This is a genomic window from Devosia sp. Micro-HW1, from assembly GCF_056341075.1.
Map to the genome: position 1 here is coordinate 294,491 of NZ_CP094375.1, position 19,051 is coordinate 313,541.

18 protein-coding genes and 1 tRNA gene are annotated in these 19,051 nt (G+C 62.0%); 10 read left to right on the forward strand and 9 right to left on the reverse strand.

Annotated features, from left to right (window positions below):
• Positions 1–10 precede the first annotated feature (10 nt).
• Positions 11–625, reverse strand: a complete 615-nt coding sequence (locus MQW79_RS01300) for a transglutaminase-like cysteine peptidase (RefSeq protein WP_476586367.1) — start codon at positions 623–625, stop codon at positions 11–13.
• Positions 626–1,047: 422 nt separating this feature from the next.
• Between MQW79_RS01300 and MQW79_RS01305 the strand changes: the two genes are divergently transcribed.
• The 3 genes from MQW79_RS01305 (at position 1,048) to MQW79_RS01315 (ending at position 2,944) form a co-directional block, all read left to right on the forward strand.
• Positions 1,048–1,572 (forward strand): diguanylate cyclase domain-containing protein, encoded by a 525-nt coding sequence (locus MQW79_RS01305; protein ID WP_476586368.1) that lies wholly within the window; start codon positions 1,048–1,050, stop codon positions 1,570–1,572.
• Positions 1,573–1,836: 264 nt separating this feature from the next.
• A tRNA-Pro gene (locus MQW79_RS01310) sits at positions 1,837–1,913 on the forward strand.
• A gap of 56 nt (positions 1,914–1,969) precedes the next feature.
• Entirely contained in the window at positions 1,970–2,944 is a 975-nt protein-coding gene (locus MQW79_RS01315; RefSeq protein WP_476586369.1) for a phosphotransferase enzyme family protein, read from the forward strand.
• On the opposite strand, the gene MQW79_RS01320 is transcribed toward MQW79_RS01315, so the two are convergent.
• From MQW79_RS01320 to MQW79_RS01340, 5 genes are all read right to left on the reverse strand, one after another.
• Positions 2,917–4,200, reverse strand: coding sequence for an O-antigen ligase family protein (locus MQW79_RS01320; protein WP_476586371.1), 1,284 nt, complete (start codon positions 4,198–4,200; stop codon positions 2,917–2,919). The two genes, MQW79_RS01315 and MQW79_RS01320, sit on opposite strands and share 28 nt — an antisense overlap.
• Positions 4,197–5,603 carry a hypothetical protein gene (locus MQW79_RS01325; protein WP_476586372.1) on the reverse strand — a complete coding sequence of 469 codons (1,407 nt, stop codon included), beginning with the start codon at positions 5,601–5,603 and terminating at the stop codon, positions 4,197–4,199. Before MQW79_RS01325 ends, MQW79_RS01320 begins: the two co-directional genes overlap by 4 nt.
• A 37-nt stretch (positions 5,604–5,640) precedes the next feature.
• Positions 5,641–7,155 carry an undecaprenyl-phosphate glucose phosphotransferase gene (locus MQW79_RS01330; RefSeq protein WP_476586374.1) on the reverse strand — a complete coding sequence of 505 codons (1,515 nt, stop codon included), beginning with the start codon at positions 7,153–7,155 and terminating at the stop codon, positions 5,641–5,643.
• 90 nt (positions 7,156–7,245) lie between these two features.
• Positions 7,246–8,349 carry a glycosyltransferase family 4 protein gene (locus MQW79_RS01335; RefSeq protein WP_476586376.1) on the reverse strand — a complete coding sequence of 368 codons (1,104 nt, stop codon included), beginning with the start codon at positions 8,347–8,349 and terminating at the stop codon, positions 7,246–7,248.
• 1 nt (position 8,350) lies between these two features.
• Positions 8,351–8,902, reverse strand: coding sequence for a polysaccharide biosynthesis/export family protein (locus MQW79_RS01340; RefSeq protein WP_476586377.1), 552 nt, complete (start codon positions 8,900–8,902; stop codon positions 8,351–8,353).
• Between the two features lie 152 nt (positions 8,903–9,054).
• Between MQW79_RS01340 and MQW79_RS01345 the strand changes: the two genes are divergently transcribed.
• Both MQW79_RS01345 and MQW79_RS01350 read left to right on the forward strand, forming a co-directional pair.
• The gene (locus MQW79_RS01345; protein ID WP_476586378.1) at positions 9,055–11,391 is read left to right on the forward strand and encodes a GumC family protein; all 2,337 of its coding nucleotides are present in this window, start codon (positions 9,055–9,057) and stop codon (positions 11,389–11,391) included.
• 13 nt (positions 11,392–11,404) lie between these two features.
• On the forward strand, positions 11,405–12,445 hold the full coding sequence (locus MQW79_RS01350; RefSeq protein WP_476586379.1) for a polysaccharide deacetylase family protein: 1,041 nt from the start codon (positions 11,405–11,407) through the stop codon (positions 12,443–12,445).
• Here the strand turns inward: MQW79_RS01350 and MQW79_RS01355 are convergent.
• Together MQW79_RS01355 and MQW79_RS01360 are read right to left on the reverse strand one after the other, a co-directional pair.
• A complete protein-coding gene (locus MQW79_RS01355) occupies positions 12,442–12,738 on the reverse strand; it encodes a hypothetical protein (RefSeq protein ID WP_476586380.1) in 297 nt (98 codons plus the stop codon). The two genes, MQW79_RS01350 and MQW79_RS01355, sit on opposite strands and share 4 nt — an antisense overlap.
• Complete coding sequence (locus MQW79_RS01360; RefSeq protein WP_476586381.1) at positions 12,731–12,952, reverse strand: DUF2842 domain-containing protein; 222 nt, start codon at positions 12,950–12,952, stop codon at positions 12,731–12,733. Before MQW79_RS01360 ends, MQW79_RS01355 begins: the two co-directional genes overlap by 8 nt.
• Before the next feature lie 87 nt (positions 12,953–13,039).
• On the opposite strand from MQW79_RS01360, the gene MQW79_RS01365 reads away from it, so the two are divergent.
• From MQW79_RS01365 to MQW79_RS01385, 5 genes are all read left to right on the forward strand, one after another.
• Positions 13,040–14,092: a COX15/CtaA family protein gene (locus MQW79_RS01365; protein ID WP_476588164.1), complete on the forward strand. Its 1,053-nt coding sequence runs from the start codon at positions 13,040–13,042 to the stop codon at positions 14,090–14,092.
• Positions 14,093–14,382: 290 nt separating this feature from the next.
• Complete coding sequence (gene rplM, locus MQW79_RS01370; RefSeq protein ID WP_476586382.1) at positions 14,383–14,847, forward strand: 50S ribosomal protein L13; 465 nt, start codon at positions 14,383–14,385, stop codon at positions 14,845–14,847.
• A gap of 1 nt (position 14,848) precedes the next feature.
• On the forward strand, positions 14,849–15,331 hold the full coding sequence (gene rpsI, locus MQW79_RS01375; protein ID WP_476586383.1) for a 30S ribosomal protein S9: 483 nt from the start codon (positions 14,849–14,851) through the stop codon (positions 15,329–15,331).
• A gap of 140 nt (positions 15,332–15,471) precedes the next feature.
• Positions 15,472–16,113, forward strand: a complete 642-nt coding sequence (locus MQW79_RS01380; RefSeq protein ID WP_476586384.1) for an SdpI family protein — start codon at positions 15,472–15,474, stop codon at positions 16,111–16,113.
• A gap of 170 nt (positions 16,114–16,283) precedes the next feature.
• The gene (locus tag MQW79_RS01385) at positions 16,284–17,657 is read left to right on the forward strand and encodes a dicarboxylate/amino acid:cation symporter (RefSeq protein ID WP_476586385.1); all 1,374 of its coding nucleotides are present in this window, start codon (positions 16,284–16,286) and stop codon (positions 17,655–17,657) included.
• Between the two features lie 46 nt (positions 17,658–17,703).
• Here MQW79_RS01385 and MQW79_RS01390 read toward each other — a convergent pair whose 3' ends face one another.
• Positions 17,704–18,960, reverse strand: a complete 1,257-nt coding sequence (locus tag MQW79_RS01390; protein ID WP_476586386.1) for a cytochrome P450 — start codon at positions 18,958–18,960, stop codon at positions 17,704–17,706.
• Positions 18,961–19,051: the final 91 nt, after the last annotated feature.

Genomic DNA, 19,051 nt, shown 5'->3' on the forward strand with positions numbered 1-19,051 from the left:
CCGTTTTGTTTTACATGCCGAGGCCCGGCGCCACGGCGGAGAGGTCGCTGGGCATGGCGGTGACGGTGCGGCCGGCTTCGAAGCCGTGGATGTAGCTGCGGCCGCCGGCAAAGCTCATGATGGGCTGGTACTGGCCGTAATCGGTGTCGAGCCGCAGCCGGTTGGTGACATTGTCGAGCACATACGCGCCCGAGCTGGTATGGACCACGAGCACGGCATGGAACAGCTGGCGGCGTGTGTCCTGCAGCATGACCATCTGCAGGTTTTCGTCGGCAACGCCGAGACTGCGCAGCAACCAATACTTGGCGATGGCGAAGTCTTCGCAGTCGCCGGCGCCCTTGTTGGCCATTTCGGAGGGCGTCGCCCAATAGTCGCCCTGACCCCAGACAGCGCGATCGGACCTGTAGGTCAGGGCAGCGTTGACGCTGCGGTTGACGCGGTCGAGCAGGGCGCGATCAAGGCTTCCCTGCATGCCGCTCATGCCGCGGAGGCGCTTGGCGAAACGGCTGTCGCAATTTTCAAGGCCGCTCAGGGCACAGTCGTCCGTGAAAAAGGCCGAATAGTCGGCGCTCTGTACATCTTGCCACTTGCGTGCCGCCGGCAGGGCGAGCCGCCGAGATGGCAACGGATCCGAATACGCCCAGCGTTTGTGCTTTGGGGGGCAGGGCGGGGGAGGGCGGGGAGGGCGGCGACCTGCATTCCCGGCGCAGCTGCGACAACAGGAGTCTGCTGGCCGAAGCGGCCTTGTTCGTCGCTGGACATGGCCATTGTATTGATTGGGGCAATAGATGCCCCAACAAGGGTGACGACTGCAAAAACAACTGTACGGAGCAATTTGGCCTCCAGTGAACTCCACTGGAGCCTAGTCTCTGCGAAATAACATTCAGCAAATCAGCAAAGTATAGTTTGAGTTCATCTATTCGATAAAATTTTACGCATCCGATATGCGGGCTATGGCCGTCCGGTCGCTAAAATTGCTGACATATTTGGCAATATGAATTGAGAAAATTTGGCCATTGATACCTCGGATCAAACACGGGGGATCAAATGGCAAAGTCCTGGTTGGGCAGGTTTATCGGCAGCTGGGGTGGCGTGGATCGGCGCAAGGAGATCGCCCCCGCGCAGAATATGCCACGGCCGGAGGATTTCGATCCATTGACTGGCGCTTTGCGCTGGGAACGGTTCATTCCCCTGTTGGAGGCGGAGCAGGCACAAACTCCCGGCATTCTGCTTATGATCGACCTCAGCGAGACGTCCCGGACCATGGCACTGGCGGCAGATCAGGACGATACCGTCCTGCCGCTACTGGCCCAGGCCATCCGTCAGGCCATCCGCCACGATGACCTCCTGGCCCATGTCGAGGGATACCGCTTCGCGGCAATGCTGCGTGGCGCCTCCCTCGCGCAGGCAGACACCATCAATGCGCGTATCCTCGAGTCTGTGGAAGACACGATCTTCGTCACGCATGGCGGCATCGCTACCCTCGAGGTTGTCACCGGTCGTTCGGTTTACCCATGGACCAGCACCGAAGAGGTCATCCAGTCCGCCAATGCCACCATTGGCGCAGGCTAAAGCGCTCTTTCATGGGGCTGCCCCTGCTCAGGGGCGGCCAGTAGTGGCCTCGGCGGATACGCAATGAAGAGCCCTGGGATTCTCCACATGGGTATGACCGACTGGCGAGTGGGTGGGCGCGGGCCGCGGCCTCCACAGGCCGGGCTTTCACGGCATTTTTGGCCACACGCCTACCTGTTCAGACCCATTTGTTCTGGCTTGTTCACACCCAGCGCAAAAACAGGGTTGCGCTAAACACCCGGAATCTCTATGTCTCCGCGCAGTCGGGGCGTAGCGCAGCCTGGTAGCGCATTTGTCTGGGGGACAAAGGGTCGTCGGTTCAAATCCGGCCGCTCCGACCATTCAATCTCAAGCAGATACTGGCCGATGACGGCCAGCGCGAAAGCCGGAGCTGGCCATGCCGCTGCAAGTGCGCGACCTGGATAATGCCCTCCCGCTTTGGACCGATCTTGCCGGGGCAGTGCCGCGGCTCCTGAATTACTCGGAAAACCACACTTTTCTGTTGTCCGTGCCGGGCGACGAGGCCTTTACGCTGCGCGTTCACCGGCCGCACTACCAGAGCATTGCTAATATCGAAAGCGAACTGGCCTGGCTCGAAGCGCTGCACCATGAGACCGACCTGCCCATCCCTGAACCGGTGGCAGGGCGCAACGGCAAAATCCTCCAGCACTTCCGGACGCCGTCCGGCGAGCAACTGCATGCGGTGCTGTTCCACTATATCAGCGGCAACGAACCCAGCCCGGACAGCAATCTCGTCGATCTGTTTGCGGTCCTGGGGCGCTATGCTGCATCTCTGCACCAGCATGCGATCAACTGGCAGCGCCCGGCGGAATTCGAACGCCAGGCCTGGACCGCCGCCAGCATACTGGACGCCAAGGGGCTGTGGGGAGATTGGCGAACGGCGCCAGGTGTGGCCGGGCCTGTCCGCAAAGTTCTGGATCGCGCGGAGATGGCACTCCGCCAGAGATTGGCTGACTATGGTACGGCCTCCGACAGATATGGCCTGATCCACGCCGACATGCGGCTGGGCAATCTGCTGGTCGACGGCGATCAGGTCAGCCTCATCGATTTCGACGATTGTGGCCTGTGCTGGTTTGGTTACGATTTCGCTGCCGCCGTATCCTTCCATGAGACGCACAAGGCCATACCGGCACTGAAGGCTTCATGGCTTGAGGCCTATCAGACGGTCCGGCCGCTCTCGCCTGATGACCGCGACATGCTTGATTCTATGGTGTTGCTGCGACGCATGGCGCTCACGGCCTGGATTGGCTCGCACGCAGAGACCAGCCTGGCGCAGTCTCATGTAAAGGGCTTTGCGCAGGGCACCGCGGACCTCGCCGAGCGCTACCTGGCTGGATCGATTTGGCCCTGAGGCGCCGCGCGCTGCGGACCTTGCCGCTTTTGCGGGGCAGGGCTGAGGCAGGCAATGTTCAGCCCCCATACCAGACCATAGAACAGCCACATGTGGCGCCAGTGCTCGCCCTCATGCAGGGTTGCGCACATGACGATACCGACCAGGGAAGCCACCAGCACTACGGGGATGTCACTGCCGGTGCGGCGGTAGTTGCGGACGGAGATGACTGCGCTGCCGATGACGAGGCTTAACCAGGCCACGCCGCCGCCCCAGCCATAGTTGACGAAGGAACTGAGCCAGATGTTGTGGATCGGCTCGGGGAAGATTTTTTCGAGCTGGAGCACGCCCACACCGATCGGGTCCTGCGCGATCATCGGCAGCACCAGCAGGTAGCGGCCATAGCGGCCCTGTTCACCCAGGTCATAGGGCTGTGCCAGCGTCAGGCGCTCCAGGAAGCGCTCGCTGAATTCCGGCGAAGCAATGCTGATCAGGCCGGGCAGCAGAACGGCCGCCATGATGAGGCCGAGCAGAATGAGCAACAGCCGACGTGGATCCCGGCGATACTGGAAGAAGATATAGGCGAGCAGGCACGCCAGCGCGGCAACCAGGGCAATGCGCGACAGGGAAAAGAATATGCCCAGCAGGACCAGACCCATGGCCCCGATGAAGAACAGTTTGTTCGCGCGGGTGCGGGTGAGGAGGTAGGCGCAGAAAATCACGGCCGGGATCAGGAAGGACCCATACATGTTCGGGTCGTCAATCAGGCCCTTGGCGCGACCGTCCCAGGTGAGCAGCTGGTTCTGTGTGAGAAAGCCCAGAATGCCAAGGACCGACGCGATGCAGCAGGAGACCACATAGAACCGCATGAAGGTCTCGATGTGCCGCCGGTTCCAGCTCATCGACACAAAGGCCCCGATAACGGCAATGGCGATGGCAAAGGTCTTGGCCAGCAGTTCAAAGGGAACCTTCTCTTCCCCGATATGGGGCACCGACGCCACGAAATAGGAGACGGCCCAGGCCCCGACGATCAATGCGAGCAGCACGGCTCGCCGTGTAACCCCGTGTGGCGGCGACAGGGTAAGGTAGAAGAGCGTGATCAGCAGGGAACCGATATAGAGCAGGTCGACCGGCGAAGGGCGGAACAAGGTGAAGTTCATGGCGAGAACCGCCAGCAGAAACACCATGTTGCGCGTGGAAAGGACTGCGAACTGCAGGCCTGCCAGGCTTATCTGCAGGCCGGGGGCGCTGGCCTTGCCCGCGTCAGTCATGCTCATGATGCCATCCCATATCCGAGCAGATGCTGGACTTCGCCTAGCCCCTCGCAATCCGCGCGGTTCGAGATGAACGGATTATCTGCGCCCGCGGCCTGGCACTGGTAGAGGCCGACAGTGCCTGGTGCCTCGTCGAGCAGCAGCCATCCGGCAGTGCGGGCCTGCTGCATGCCCGACAACCCGCAGGCACCATCTTCGGCCAGCCGAAACCCGGTCCTGCCGTCCGTGCATTCGACCAGCTTCATGCTGGCGGCCGCATCCGGCGCGCGTGTCAGGACATAGGCGAGCACGCCGTCGTGGACGTAGTCGGCCATTGCGCCGGTGAGGGGGCCGGTCGTGGTCGCCAGTTCGCGCGAATCCGGGCGGCTCCAGCGCGACAGGGCAAGGCCGACCTGGGGTGCATCCTGTTCCCCGCCGACCGCCAGAGTGACCTCACGCTGGACCAGATAGCGGCTTTCAAAACCATGTCCGGCCGGCACGAAGACGTAGGCGAGCATGAAACTGTCGCCCACCGTATTGCCGCCCTCTGCCGGATTGACGATCGTGGCATAGGCGGCCAGGTCGGTCGGCGCCGGCCGATCCCATTCCGCGGCATCGATAGGCAGGAGCGGCTCATCGAGGTCTAGGAACGAAACCTTGTCTGACGACAGCGAGAGCCGCAATCCGTTGAACCATGGGTCCGTGGCGATGGCGGCAACCCAGCCCTGATCGGCCAGGTAGCCGGCACCGGTCCCGACAAAGCCTATATCGGTAGCCGCGCCGCCGAGGCCCGGCTCGTGCCAGTTGCCTTCATGGTATTTTCGCCAATCGACCGGATCATGAGCCGGCGCGCGTGCGACGATGGTTTGCCAGTCAGAATTCCTGAGGCAATAGGCATAGAAAAACCCGTCATGCGCATCCACCAGCGAGCAATCGCCTTCGCCGGTAAAGCGATCCGGCGCGGGGGCATCGGTTCCGGTGATCACTGTGCCCAGATTGGTCCAGGTCAGGCCATCATCCTGGGATGTGGCGATGGCCATGGACTTGTCGGTGCTGCCCGCGTCGTAGTCGCAGGAGCGCTCCTGATGCACGAAGCCATAGAGTTGGCTCTCGGTACGGATGGTCGACGTCAGCCAGCTGCCACAGTCGTTGATGGAACCGGGCGCACCCGGCTCCAGCACGGCAAGCCGCGGGCCGCTCATGTCACCAATGTCTGCGCCATCTACGGCATAGGTCGCGCCATTGGCGGAAAAGCCGCGAAACCGGCCATCAGGCAACCGGATCGCGGCGAATGCGGCGTCGAGCTCGTCAGGGAAGGGGCCACGGACCACTTCTGGCGGGCCGACACGCACGCTGATGCACTCCAGGCAGATGTCTTCGGCCGACGCCGATCCGGTGGAGCAGGTCAGCAGGGCCAGTGCGGCCATGCCGGCGATGCGTGGAAAAAGGGCCCTCACCATCCGCTCAATACGCATTTTCCGAATTGAACAGGCGGAGCGGCGTCATCACGAGAATGTAGAAATCAAACAGGATCGACCAGTGTTCGATATAGTAGAGGTCGTGATTGACGCGCTGCATGATCTTGTCAATCGTATCGGTCTCGCCGCGCCAGCCGCTGATCTGGGCCCAGCCGGTAATGCCGGGCTTGACGCGATGACGGGCAAAGTAGCCTTCGACGGCCTCATAGTAGAGCTGGTTGGCCGCCTTGGCCTGCAAGGCATGCGGGCGCGGCCCGACGATGGAAAGCTCGCCCTTGAGCACATTGAACAGCTGCGGCAGCTCATCGATCGATGTGCGGCGGATGAACTTGCCGACGCGGGTTACGCGCGGATCGTCCTTGGTCACGAGTTTTGCGGCTGACTGGTCAAGCATGTCGGTCCGCATCGAGCGAAACTTGTAGATGCGGATCAGCTCATTGTTGAAGCCGTGGCGGTGCTGGATGAAAAACACCGGTCCCTTGCTTTCAAGCTTGATGGCGATGGCGGTGGCGATCATCAGCGGCGAAAGCAGGATCAGGGCCGTCAGCGCCACGACCTTGTCGAAGGCCCATTTGAAAACCAGGTTCCAGTCCGAGATCGGCCGGTCGGCCATATCGAGAACGGGCAGCTCGCCCACGTAGGAATAGGCCTTCTCGGTGAAGCGCAGCTTGCTCATGTGGGCCGACAGGCGAATGTCGACCGGCAGCACCCAGAGCTGGGTCAGCATGTCCAGAACGCGCTTCTCGGCCGAGAGCGGCATCGACACGATCACGAGGTCCACCGGCGTGCGCCGCGCAAACTCGATGAGATCGGAGACTTTGCCGAGCTTGTGGCAGCCCGAGACGACCTCTGGCGAACGCCCGCCGACGCGATCATCGAACAGGCCGAGCAGGTTGATGTCATTGGCGGAGCCGGCATTGATCTGTTCGATGAGCAGCGCGGCATCGCTGCCACCGCCGACAATCACGGTTCGACGCTTGAGGCGGCCCTGGGCGGTCCAGCGCTGGACCAGCACGCGCACCAGAAGACGATAGGCCACGAGCAGCGCCGCGCCCGACAGGAACCAGGTGAGCAGCCAGACGCGCGAGACCTGGTCTCCTGCCTTGAAGAAGAAGATGCCGACCATCAGCACCAGCATGACGCCGGACCAGGCGCCCAGCACGCGGCCGACCTGTGAGATCAGGGTGCGATACACCGCAATACGGTGCGAGCGGGCGGCATTGAAGGCGATGTTGGCGATCAGGACGGTGGCGAGCACGACGGGGATGTAGAAGGCGTCCTGCTGCGGCTCCACATAGGCGGCGTGAATTCCGTAGCCGAGAAGGGCAAGCAACAGGGCCTCGACGATCTGCGCGACACCCGCGATCACAGGCCCCGAGAGGGTCGAGTCCACAGGTGCCGCAATGATGACCTCGGCCTTGGGGGATAGCCTGATTTCGTCCGATGCATCCTTGCGGGACGCATGTTCCTCAATGGCCTTCTGGGGGTCAACGCGATACATTTGGCCTACCGACGCACAGTGTTTGCGCCGGCATTGTCATCGAGAGACCTTTATACTCGGTGAAATCCTTAGATGCAGACCGAGGGTTTCTTAGGCGTCCCGATAGAGCGCCTCGATGGACCCCGCCATTCGCGCAACGGAAAATCCCGCCTCGATATGCGCCAGCCGCACGCGCATTTCGTGCGCCGCCGCCGTCGGATCTGCCAGCGCTTTCGTCATGGCGAGCGCCAGGGCTCCGGCATCATCGGGAGGGATCAGGCTGTCTTCGGTCGGACCGAATATTTCTGGTATGCCGCCCACCCGCGTTGAAATGACCGGCAATTGAGCGGCGGCGGCCTCCATCACCACATAGGGCAGGGACTCTGCCAGCGACGGTACGACAGCGATGCGGCCCATCGCAAAAACCTCGCGCGCCGGCCGCGAACCCACGAGCCTGACACGCTCCATCAGTCCCAGGGACGCAATCCGCGCCTCAAGCGCGGCCCGATCCGGGCCATCGCCGGCCATGACCAGGTTTGCTGGTACACCGTCAGGGCGGCGAACGTTGGCCAATGCGTCCACCAGCGGGAAAATACCCTTGAGGCCGCGCAGCTCGCCCACAAAGACAAAATCGGCCGCGTCGGCCATTGGCGCAACCGGCACGAATTCTTCCGGCCTGAGACCATTGTGGATGACCGTGCTGCGGCAGGTCGGGGCGCCGATGAGGGACGAATAGGTCTTCTGCGCATAGGCGCTTTCGAAGATGATTGCTGCCGTCTTGGCCATCAACTGCCGCTCGATGCGATGAAACAGTCTCCCGGAGAGCTTGTTTGCGGGATAGTGCAGGACACCACCATGCGGGGTGTAGAAGACCTTGGCCCGGCTTCGCCCATAGGTGGCCAGGCGAGCATAGAAGCCGCCCTTGGCGCCATGGCCGTGCAGGATGTCTATGTCGAGCTTCTGCGCCAGGTTGCTGACAGCAAAGGGTGTTTTCAGGTCGCCCTTGCCAAACAGCCTTGGCATGTCGAAGCGATGAATGCCGAGCGCCGCATCCGCCTCGAGAGCAGCAAGCAAGGTTTCGGTCTGGGCGTCGTTGGCGAGGCTGTCGACGACAATTCCAACGCTGTGACCGTTGGCCGACAGCGCTCGCGTGAGGTCCGCGACATGGCGGAACAAGCCGCCGACAGGTGCCCGCAAAACCTGCAGAATGCGCAAGCTAGAACCACCGCTCCTGGACGACGATGGTATCGCCGGGGAAGATGGGGAAGTCGAGATCCACGGAACCCTTCACCATCTCATTGCCCTGGCGCCGGTATACGATCGCACGGTCACGGTCGGCGGTTTCGGAATAGCCGCCTGCTGTACTGATCGCCGCGCGCACCGTCATGCCATAGACATAGGGGAACTGCCCCGAGGATTTGACTTCGCCCTGAATGTAGAAGGGGCGGTACTGGTCGATCTCGACGGCAACATCGGGGTTACGCATATAGCCATTGGCCAGTGCGCGAGCGAGACGCTGTGCGGCATCGGCGGTCGTTCCGCCGCGCACCGTCACAGAGCCGACCAGCGGGAATGACACGGCCCCCTTGTCGTCGATCTTGTAGGTCTTGCTCAGCTCGGCATCGCCATAGACGGTCACACGCAGGACGTCGCCGGTGTCAAGCTGATAGGGCCCCTTGGTCTCAACGAGATAGGAGGCAGGGCGAGTCGTGGCGCAGCCAGTAAGGGCGAGCGACGCGAGAACAGCGATCAGTGGTAGCCAGCGCATAAGAATCCCGAGCTTTCGAGGTGATGAAAGCATGGTCGGGCATGGTTAAGATTTCGCTTATGGCCGTGCAGTTTAGTTGCGCAATGCGGCGTCGATTAACTGAATGTTGACCACGATTGGCGTAGCTCTGGGAGCGTACCAGGGGAAGCGCCATGAGCTACGAACATTCATCACATGACGATACGCGGATCGATGTTTCGGCCCTGCTTTCGGCAATTGTTCAGCGCCTTCCGCGCATCATACTGGTCACACTGGCCCTGCTGGTTGCGGCATTCGTCGTGCTGATGTTCCAGCCGCGTATGTATGAGTCGTCCTCGTCCATCCTGGTTGAGCCACGCTCCAGTCCTTATGTTCGAGCGTCCAACGAGCAGGCTCCCTCGCTTTCGGGCAATGAGGTTGGCGTTGTGTCCAGCCAGATCGAGCTGCTGAAGTCGCGCGACACCCTGCTGGGCGTCATCGATGCGCTTGATCTGCGTTCTGTTCCTGAATTCAACGGTGCTGCAGCAAGCATGTCGCCGCTGGGCGTCATCATGCAGCTCGCCGGACGGCGCGCGGTCACGCCTGAGAGCATCGATGAGGTCGTGCTCAAGTCGCTGAATGATCGACTCAATGTCGTTCAGGAGCGTGATTCCCGGATCATTTCGGTCACGGTCAGTTCCACGGATCCCGATCTGGCGGCCCGGATCGCCAATGCTGTCGCGGTCGCCCATGTTGCCCGTCGCGCGCAGTTGTCGATTTCCGACACGGTGGATGCTTCGGGTTGGCTGCGCGCCGAAATCGACCGGCTGCGTGTCACGGTGCAAGAAGCCGAATCTGCGGTCGCCAACTTCAAGGTCGACAACGACCTGTTCGTCGGTCAGAACAATACCAGCCTCCTCGATCAGCAGCTCTCCACGATTGCTGCCCAGATTACGACTGCCCAGGAGCGTCGCAATTCGGCCCTCTCGCGCGCATCGCTGATCCGCGGCCTTATCGATCGCAATCAGCCGCTCGACAGTGTGCCGGATGTGCGCGACTCCGTCGTCATCCAGCGCCTCAGTGAAGACAAGGCGCGACTGCAGGGTGAGCAGGCGCAGCTTTCCGCCACCCTCCTGGCCAACCACCCCAGCATCCGCGCGCTCAACGCCCAGATAGCCGAGCTAAACAACCAGATTCGAACCGAAGGCGCACGCGTTGCTGCCGCGCTTGAGGCCGAAGCGCAGATCGAAGGGGACCTGGTTGCGTCTTCCCAGGCCGAGCTGGCTCGCGCCAAGTCGACGGCCTCTGTTGCGACCAAGGATACGGTAACGCTCGATGGGCTGGAGCGCGAGGCCAAGGCGCAGCGCGACCTTCTGGAAGCCTATCTGCTGCGGTTCAACGAAGCTTCGTCGCGTGTCGATGCCAATTCAGCGCTGCCAGATGTGCGCGTGGTCTCTGAAGCCGCGCCGTCGGTGACGCCGTCCTCGCCCAAGACCTCCATGATCATGATCGGCGTGGGTGTGCTTTCTGTCGTCATTCAGGTTGGTGTCGTGGCCTTTGCCGAACTGATGTCCGGCCGGGTCCTCGTGTCGGCGGCTCGGCCGCATGCGGCCACCGACACGCTGCAGGAAGCGCCTTTTGACACGGCCGAGCTTGAACCCAGCGAGCGCTGGGAAGCGGAAATTGACCCCGTGGAACAGCCCGTGGCCAGCCCGCAGCCGGTGGTTGATGCAGCGCCTGTTCTTCCTGACACAACTCGGGTCGAAGCAAAGTCTGGCGCGGCGCGAGCCTTTATGCGCAACCTCTTGTTGCGCACCGCAAAGACAGTCGAGGAAACGCCCGTCATCGAAGAGGTGGTCGTCGCGGCCGAGGTTGTTCCGGCTGCCACCCCGGCAACGGCCGAACGCGATGCACGTCGTGCTGCCGCAGTCGCCGACATAACTGCACGTCCCGTTCCGTCCATGACGAAGCCGGCGCCGTCTGCCGACCTCGTCCAGTATTCGGACCTCGTCTCTGATCTGGTTCTGGGCCGCACGCATCTCCTGCTGCTGGCTGATCATCCGCACGGGCAGGGGAGTTCTATTCTCGCCGAAGACCTCGTTGGAGATGCACTGGCCAAGGGCCTGAGCGTTGCCCTCATCGATGCCGGCACCGGACATCGCAGCCCCAATGCCGGCATCAGTGATCTCAGCACTGGCGCTTCAAGCTTCGGGGATGTTGTCCAGAAGTCGGCTGACAATGGATTCGCCGAAGTGACCTGGGGTCGCGCAGCCACGATCGATCGCCGCTCCAGCCGTCCGCAGACGCTGGTTGAGGCTCTGGGCGACATCTACGAGGTCGTGGTCGTGCTCACTGGCCAGGTCGGGCCCCGCTCAAGCCTCGATATTTTTGGCGAACTCGGGGGACGTATCGTGCTGGTGGCCGATGACGAAGCGGCGCTTGACCATGCCGAGGAGACGCGCCAGTCGCTCGAAGAGGCCGGACTGACAAGGGTCGAGATCACGGCGCTGCGGGAAACTGTGGCCGCCTGAGCCGGGGACAACGATGTCGCTCAAATATGCGGCCATCCGCAGCACTTTCGAGCTGCTCTGGCTCTCGCGGATGCCGCACCTGTTCAATCTGCTGTCGAAGTCGCGCGGCCTGATCCTGACGCTGCATCGCGTGCTGCCGGAAGCGCCGGCTGAATTCTCGCCCAACGCCATTCTTCAGGTGACGCCTGATTTTCTCGACTATTGTATCGAACGCCTGCGGGACCTTGGCATCGATATCGTCAGCCTCGATGAAGCGCTTGAGCGACTCGCCGCCCCGAATAAGGGCCGGTCCTTTGTCGTGCTGACCTTCGATGACGCCTATCGCGACAACCTGCGCCATGCCCTGCCGGTCCTGCAGGCCCATGATGCGCCGTTCACGCTCTATGTCCCCACGGCTTTTGTGGATGGGATTGGCCAGCTCTGGTGGCAGGCCATCGAGGACATTATCGCGCGCCAGGAGGCAGTGGCCTTCACCGAAGGCGACGAGATCGAATATGTCGACACGCGCACCACGGCCGAGAAGAATGACGCCTTCAACCGCCTCTATTGGCGGATGCGGAAACTCCCCGAACGCGAGCGGCTCGCCCTCCTGTCACAGTTTACGTCCGCCTATGGCTATGACCTCGACAAGCAGTGTCGCGACCTGATCATGGACTGGCAGGAGCTCCGCCTGTTCGCTGGCGACCCGCTCTGCACGATTGGCGCGCATACGGTGCATCACTACGAGCTGGCCAAGCTGCCGGCGCAGCAGGCAGCCGACGAGATGATCCAGTCTGTCGATGTCATCGAGGCGCAGTTCGGTATTCGCCCCGCGCATTTTTCCTATCCGCTGGGCGGTCCGCTTTCCTGCGGGCCGCGGGAATTCGCCCTGGCGCGGGAACTCGGTTTCCGCACGGCGGTGACCACGCGGCCGGGCGGGCTATACCCGCACCATCTCGAAACGCTGACCGCTCTCCCCCGCGTCTCGCTCAACGGATACTTCCAGAAACGTCGATATGTCGATGTATTCTCAAGCGGCGGGCTATTTACCCAGCTTGGAAAGCTGACGGGCTAGACCTTGCCACCCAGCATGCTGGTGGCCGCGAAAATCGCATAGACCACGCCGCCGGCGATGGCGAGCGAGCCGGCCCAATCGGACGGCAGGGGCGTGACTTTCGCCATGGCAATCGCGGCCAGAGCCAGCAGGAGCCAGCACAGCGAATGGAACCAGCGCTGAACGAACCAGATGGCGCCCGTCGCACTGCTGCTCGTATCGACAAAGAGATAGATCGCCATGACGATCAGGGCGGCAAGCGCCAGAACCGACCACGGCACGATCCAGACTTTCTCGGCGAGCAATCTATCCATTGGATTTGGTCGCGTCCGGCTTTGCCATCCACTTGATCAATGGCATGGCGGGCAGCATCCAGCCCATGCCGGCAATAATGAAAAAGACGATCAGCACGAGGCCAGGCAGCCCTTCTGGCAGGAGAAGGTAGATCGCGGTGGCCAGCACCGACCACAGGACAATCGAGCCAACCAGCAGGAAGGCGCCTATCAACTTGCGGTTACGCTGGGTCATGTGCGGCATCTGGACTGTTGCGGGTCAGTGTTGGGACGTCTACCACTCCGGCACGTTGATCGATACCGGAATAAGACCGTGAATGCCATGCAAGATGCCGCACCGGGCCAAGTGAGCTATGCCAGCGACCGACTGAGGCCTGTCCGCATCTGGCTCTACGCCCTGGCAGCCTTCGTGCTGCTGATCGTGGTCGTGGGTGGCATTACGCGGCTCACGGAGTCCGGGCTCTCCATCACCTCATGGAAGCCGGTTTCCGGCGTCATTCCGCCGCTCAATCAGGCGGAATGGGAGGCCGAGTTCGAGGCCTACAAGCAGATCCCGCAATTCCAGGTGCTCAATTCCTGGATGAGCCTGGATGACTTCAAGTACATCTTCTTCTGGGAATGGTTCCACCGCCTCTTGGCGCGCGCGCTGGGACTGGTCTTCCTCGTGCCCTTTACCGTCTTCCTGTTCCAGAAGCGCTTGTCGCGCGATCTGGCCTGGCCGCTCTTCGGCCTGTTCATCCTGGGTGGTTTTCAGGGCGCACTGGGCTGGTGGATGGTATCCTCGGGCCTCAGCGAGCTGACATCCGTCTCGCAATATCGCCTCGCGGCGCATCTGACGGCGGCCTGTTTTCTGTTCATCGCGCTCATCTACGTCGCCCGTACGCTCTCGCCGGGCCGCGCCCTTGGCCGGGTGACGCCATTCCACATGACCATGGGCATTCTCCTGCTCGTCGCCGTGGTACTGCAGATCGGGGCAGGGGCCTTCGTTGCCGGGCTGGATGCCGGCATGGGCTACCAGACCTGGCCGCTCATGGACGGCGCCATCATCCCCAATGGCCTGTTTGTCATGGATCCGGTCTGGAAGAACCTGTTCGAGAACGCCCTGACCGTGCAGTTCATCCACCGTGGCATTGCCTATCTCATCGTCGCCTTTGTCTTCTGGCTGATCTGGCGCCGGTACAAGGATGGCGGTTTTGCCGGGGTGCATGGCTGGCTGCCGCGCATCGGCGTCGTCGTGCTGCTGCAGGTGGGTCTCGGCATCGCAACTCTGCTGGCCAGCGTGCCGATCAGCCTAGCGGTCGGTCACCAGGCCCTGGCATTCATGCTCGCCGGCCTGTCGGTGGCCTATATCGCCGACATGACGCGCGTGCGGTAGCGACAAGTAGGTGGTGGCTGACCCTGCGACCCCTCCGCCCCGTCATTCCCCGCTTGACCGGGCAATCCACCTCCTGAGAGATGGGCCACCCGGTCAAGCCGGGTGGTGACGATGGAATGGATGGAGAATTGGGCAACATTTAATGCGGTAATATAATACCGTAAGTCTAACCCTTTGATTTTACGTTGTAAATTATTTGGTGTTGACGGCTTCGGGAATCTCCCATAGAGACGCCGCCGAACTGGCCGGTCCATGCGTGGGCCGGCTGCTTGAATTTTGAGGAATTCGATATGAGCACGTACTCGGCAAAACCGAGCGAGATCGAAAAGAAGTGGATCCTGATCGACGCCAATGGCCTCGTCGTGGGTCGCCTGGCTTCGATCATTGCCTCGCGTCTGCGCGGCAAGCACAAGCCCACCTTCACCCCCCACATGGACATGGGTGACAACATCATCGTCATCAATGCCGACAAGGTGAAGCTGACCGGTCGCAAGCTCGACCAGCACCGCTTCTACTGGCACACCGGCTACCCGGGTGGCATCAAGGACCGCACCGCTCGCGAGCTGCTGGAAGGCCGCTTCCCGAACCGCGTCCTCGAGAACGCCGTGCGTCGCATGATGCCGGGCGGCCCGCTGACCCGCGCCCAGCTCAAGAACCTGCGCGTTTACGCCGGGACCGAGCATCCCCATGAAGCGCAGAACCCGACCAAGCTCGACGTCGCTGCGATGAACTCCAAGAACGCCCGGGTGAAGTAACATGGCCGAAACCATCAACTCCCTCGAAGACCTCGGCACCTCGGCTGCCGCTCCGGTTGCCAACCCCGCTCCGGTCCACGTGCAGAAGCTCGACAGCCTCGGCCGCGCCTATGCCACCGGCAAGCGCAAGAACGCCGTTGCTCGCGTCTGGATCAAGCCGGGCAAGGGCACTGTCACCGTCAACGGCCGCGAATTCGCCAAGTACTTCGCCCGTCCGGTGCTGCAGCTGATCGTCAAGCAGCCGATCGTCGCCTCCGAGCGTCTCGACCAGTATGACGTGAACGTCACCGTCGCCGGTGGTGGTCTCTCCGGTCAGGCCGGTGCCGTTCGTCACGGCATCTCCAAGGCCCTTACCTACTTCGAGCCCGGCCTGCGCCCGGTTCTGAAGAAGGGTGGCTTCCTGACCCGCGACAGCCGCGTTGTCGAGCGTAAGAAGTACGGTAAGGCCAAGGCCCGCCGCTCCTTCCAGTTCTCCAAGCGCTAAGCTTCACGAACGACAAATTCGAAAAGGCCGGGAAACCGGCCCTTTTGCTTTTTGGATCAAGGCCAGGAGCAGGAATTTACTATTCCCTCTGGTCTTCGCCTTGGCAGGCTTCCATATGGAGGGCGTCACCGAGTTCGCCCATGCCCAGCCTCGTTACCCGATTTCACCTTCTGCTCTTCAGCGTCACCCTGGCTATATCAGCCGTCGCCCTGATGCATGTGCCGGAAGGTTTTGCATTTCCCGCCCACTGGCATGGAAGCCAGGTCGACTGGATCTGGCCGCGTGACCTTGCCCTTGTGGTCGCGCCGGTAGTTGAGCTGGTCCTGATGGCCGGATTCCATGTGCTCGGCCGGCTCCTGACCAAGAACCACTATGCCAAGGTCCAGCATATCCTTGATCCGGCCCTGACCTTGCTGCTGGCGGTCGCAACGGCTTGTCAGTTCGGACTTTTGCTAGTCGGCATCGGGTCCGATTTCGACATGTTCCGCATCGCCGCCGCTGGCCTTGCGGCAACGCTGATGGTCCTGGCCGTGATCATCTTCGAAGCCGAGCGCCATTCCTATGCGGGCCTGCGGATGCCATGGCGCATTCGATCGGACCGCGCCTGGACCATTGTGCACCGGGTCAGCGGTATTGCTTCGGGCATAGCTGCCATCACCCTTGCCTGGCTGGCTTGGAACGATCCCGGCCCCGGTGTCCTGACCATTTCCATGGCGTTGAGTCTGGTCATCCTGCCGCTCATCGCAGGCGTCCTGACCCTGCTCACGCGGGCGATGCGATAAGCCATTGCTGCCGTTTCGACGTTCCGGGGCAGAATAATCCATTCCGTCCAACTCAAAACGCAATCTCATGCGCTGAAACCCCCACAGGTGCAGGGTAGTCTCTGGTCAATCGAGAGGCTTTTTGCTCATATTTTGGGCAGTGAGTCTCCGTTCCCTGAAAGGCCAAATCGATGCCCACTGCTGTTCCGGCCGGCTCCGCTCCGCGCGCGCCCAAGCCGCTCTATCTCAACTTCGGATTCCAGGTCCTGGCCGCAATGGTCATTGGGCTCATTCTTGGCTACATCGCCCGCACCATGGGTCCGGATGCCGCCGGCAATGCCAACTGGCTGACCCAGACCCTTGCTACTGTCGGCTCGTCCTTCGTGTCGCTGCTGCGGGCCCTTGTGCCGGTGCTGGTCTTCACTGCCATCGTCGCCTCGATCGCCAATCTGCGCGAACTCAATAACGCGGCTCGCTTGGTTTGGCAGACGTTGCTGTGGTTCGCCATCACCGCGCTGATCGCCGTCGCTATCGGCATTGCACTTGGCCTTATCATCCAGCCGGGCGTCCATACCGCCGTCGCTGCTGAAGCAGCCCGTGCGCCCTCATCCACCGGCTCCTGGCTCGATTTCCTCAAGGGCCTGATCCCGTCCAACTTCATCGGCCTGCAGGCGTCGACCCGCGTCTCCGACAGCGGCGCTACCACCAGCCTCAATTTCAACGTGCTGCAGATTCTGATCGTCTCGATCGTGATCGGTATTGCCGCGCTGCGCGTTGGTCCCGCTGCCGACCCGTTCCTGGCGTTCAACCGCTCCTTCCTCAAGATCATCCACAAGGTGTTGTGGTGGGTCATCCGCCTTACGCCCATCGGCACCATCGGCCTTCTGGGCAATGCCGTGGCCGTCTATGGCTGGGATGCCCTTGCCCAGCTCGGCTGGTATGCGGCAGCCATCTATATCGGCCTCCTGATCGTGCTCTTCGTGGTCTATCCGGCGCTGCTGCAGGCCAATGGCCTCAACCCGATCCGCTACTTCCAGAGCGCCTGGCCGGCCATCCAGCTCGCCTTCGTATCCCGCTCGTCCATCGGCACCCTGCCGGTGACCGAACGGATCACCGAGAAGAACCTGGGCGTGCCGCGTGAATATGCTGCCTTCGCCGTGCCGCTCGGCGCCACCACCAAGATGGATGGCTGCGCCTCGATCTACCCCGCGATCTCGGCCATTTTCGTGGCCCAGTTCTTCGGCATCTCGCTCGGTATCGAACACTATCTGCTGATCGCCTTCGTGGCCGTCATCGGCTCTGCCGCCACGGCTGGTCTCACCGGCGCCACGGTCATGCTCACGCTGACCCTGTCGACCCTCGGCCTGCCGCTTGAAGGCGTGGGCCTCCTGCTGGCCATCGATCCGATCCTCGACATGGGCCGCACCGCGGTCAACGTCGCCGGCCAGGCGCTGGTCCCGACCATCGTCGCCAAGCGCCAGGGCATTCTCGATCAGGCTGTCTATGACAATGGCAAGGCCATCGAAGACCTCGACGTCGAAGGCGACGCCGTTCCGGCACAGTAAGCCGAAGCAGCTGCATCAAACGAAAGGGGGCCTCACGGCCCCCTTTTTATTTCCAACTCACCATCAGCTTTTCCAACCCGTGGAAGTGGTAAACATTCCCGTAGCGCGGCGGCTCCGCGATCCGGAGCTTTGGCAGCCGCTGGAAGAGTGTCGTCATCGATTCCTGCAATTCGATCCGCGCCAGCGGCGCGCCGATGCAGAAATGGATGCCCGCGCCAAAGCTGACATTGGCGCCATCGGTCCGGAACGGGTCGAACGTGTCGGCATTGGCGAAACGCGCCGGGTCGCGGTTGGCGGCGCCCAGCATCAGTCCGATGACATCGCCCTTGCGAAGGGGAACACCCTCCACCTCTGTGTCCATGAGCGCATAGCGGGTAAACAGGTGCAGCGGCGCATCGAAGCGCAGGCACTCTTCCACGGTCTTTTCGGCCTGCTCGGGCGTGGCAAACAGGCTCTGTGGGTCGAGGCCGCTTTCGAGGATCGATTTCACCCCATTGCCTGTTGTGTGCACCGTCGCCTCGTGCCCGGCATTGAGCAGCAGGATGGCGGTTGACATCACTTCCTCGTCGCTGAGCACATCGCCGTCGCGATCCGTGGTCAGCATGTGGCTGAGGAGGTCCTCCCTGGGCGACTTGCGCCGCTCGGCAATGACACTGCGGAGATAGGCGGTGAAATCGGCGGCTGCCTGGTTGGCGTCGAGCTCAGTCTCGCGGGTGACATTGTACATGTACATGGTCACCATGCGGTTGGACCAGTTGAGCAATTGCCCCGCCATGTCAGCCGGCAGACCGATCATCTCGGCAATGACAATGGCCGGGATCGGCGCAGCGAAAGCCTTGATCAGATCGACGCTGTCTTCGCCCTCGAACCGGTCGATCATCTCATTGGCAAGCTGCCGGATGCGCGGTCGAAGCTGTTCTACCTGGCGCGAGACGAAAGCCCGGTTGACCAGCGTACGCAGGCGCGTGTGGTCGGGCGGCTCGAGATTGAGCAGGGAATGCTTCTCGGTGAGGTCGAAGTCCGCGACATGCGGTTTGGGCTCGGGCAGGCCGATCTCCTCGCGCGTCGCCACATGCAGGATTTCCCGGCCGAACCGCTTGTCACGGAGCAACTGGCTCACGGATTTGAAATCCGAGAAGCACCAATGCCCATATTCTTCCCAGAAGAAGGCCGGGTGGCTCGCATGCTGCCGAGCGTAGAAAGGGTAGGGGTTCTGGAAGAAAGCTGGGTCCTGCGGCTGCGCGGAGGCGCTGAGATGTGGCGGGACATCGGTGATCGGCTTGACTTGGATAATGGCGGCCATGGGTCTTCGGGGCTGGTCTTTTGATCGTATGGTCAAATCTAGAGTGCAGTGAACGTTCTGCCTATGGCCTGCTGCCTTGCTCTGCCCGAAA